Annotated in this window: 2 protein-coding genes; both read left to right on the top strand. The window is 36.3% G+C overall.

Translation table 11 applies throughout. The features are described 5' to 3' along the window. Positions 1–83 precede the first annotated feature (83 nt). Positions 84–1,010, top strand: a complete 927-nt coding sequence (locus tag ACNQGO_RS15340; RefSeq protein WP_417985812.1) for a PorP/SprF family type IX secretion system membrane protein — start codon at positions 84–86, stop codon at positions 1,008–1,010. A gap of 14 nt (positions 1,011–1,024) precedes the next feature. Then, a partial coding sequence (locus ACNQGO_RS15335) for a tetratricopeptide repeat protein (protein ID WP_417985811.1) occupies positions 1,025–1,944 on the top strand: 920 nt, incomplete at its 3' end.

Raw genomic sequence — 1,944 nt, 5'->3', positions numbered from 1 at the left:
GCAGGAACAAGTTTCGAGAAAGCAGGATATTTATACATTAATAGGTAATCAATCTAAATTTCTTAAGTCTAAAATAATAGAATATGAAAACAAAATTTATACTAATGTTGCTGTTGCTCGCGGGTACTATAAATGCGCAACAAGACGCTCAGTTTACACAGTACATGTACAACACCATAAACGTGAATCCCGCCTATGCGGGATCACGTCAAGCGTTGAATATTTTTGCCTTACATCGTACTCAGTGGGTAGGACTTGATGGAGCACCTGTGACCAATACGGCCTCGATTAATACTCCTATAAAAGATACAAAACTAGGTTTAGGAGTGTCGATAATTAGTGACAGGATTGGTCCTTCGGACGAGAACAACTTAGCGGTTGATTTTTCATATTATATCAATACTTCAGAGGATTTTAAGCTCTCCTTTGGACTGAAAGCATCAGCAAACCTTTTGAATATCAATTTTGATAAATTGAATCAGTATGATCCCAATGATTATAGTTTTGAAAACAATATAGACAATAAGTTTTCACCAAATATAGGTGTTGGACTTTACTGGTATTCTGATAATACCTATATAGGGCTCTCTGTGCCTAATTTATTAGAGACAAAACATTTTGACAAATATGCCGGAGTAGGAGCCAATTCTTATATTGCACGAGAGCGCGTAAACTATTACTTAACGGCTGGTCACGTGTTTGATTTAGATTATAATCTAAAGTTCAAGCCAGCAATGATGACAAAACTAGTTCAAGGAGCACCATTACAAGTAGATTTATCAGCTAACTTTTTAATTAATGATAAGTTTACAGTAGGGGCAGCTTACAGATGGAGTGCTGCATTAAGTGCCATGGTTGGATTTCAAGTGTCTGACTCTTGGTTTATTGGATATGGTTATGATATGGAAACCACACGACTTGCCAATTTTAATTCCGGATCACATGAAATATTTCTTCGTTACGAAATATTCAAAAGTTATAACAAAATCACATCACCTAGATTCTTCTAATTTAATATAACGTTATGAAATTAAGCGCTAAACATTTCGGATGCTGTGTAGTTTTTTTAGTATTCACAGTAGTAGGATATACTCAAAAAAAAGGTGTGGCAGCTGCAGATAAAAAATTCGATAATTATTCTTACGTTGATGCAATAGCTACTTATGAGAAAGTAGCAGCGAAAGGGTATAAAGACGAAAAAATGTTCCAAAAACTAGGAGACTCCTATTACTTCATAGCCGATTTGATCCAGGCAGAGAAGTGGTACTCAGCACTTTTTGAGATGAATGCCTCCCAAGAGCCAGAGTACTATTACAGGTATTCTCAATCTTTAAAAGCCATAGGGAACTATGCAAAGGCCGATAAAATGTTAGAGCAATTCATAGCAAAATCAGCCACAGACCAGCGTGGAAAACTTTTTGCTAGTCAGCGCGATTACTTGAATGATATAAAGGAAAATTCAGGAAAATACGAAATTTTTGATGCAGGGATCAACTCCCCGTATTCAGATTACGGTAGTGCTTATTACAATAACACCGTACTTTTTGCCTCGGCACGAGATACAGGCGGAGTAGCTAAAAAAGTGTTTAAGTGGAACAATGAATCTTTTACCAACTTGTACAGTTCTCAGATAAGTTCAGATGGTAGTATGGACAAGCCAGAGGTGTTCCATAAAAACATCAACAGTAGGTTTCATGAGTCTACACCTGTTTTTACCAAAGATGGCCAAACGATGTATTTTACCCGTAATAATTATCTAAATGGTAAAAAGCAAAAAGACAGCAGACGTGTTATATTATTAAAACTCTACAAAGCCACAAACGAAAACGGAAAATGGGTAAATGTACAAGAATTACCTTTTAATAGTAATGAATATAGTGTAGCGCATCCAGCGTTGAGTGTAGACGAGAAAACCTTGTATTTTGCATCAGACATGCCAGGTAC

Source organism: Flavobacterium frigidum, assembly GCF_048286735.1.
Lineage (GTDB): Bacteria > Bacteroidota > Bacteroidia > Flavobacteriales > Flavobacteriaceae > Flavobacterium.
The sequence above is the reverse complement of the archived record's forward strand: the minus strand, read 5'-3'. Positions and strand labels throughout refer to the sequence as shown.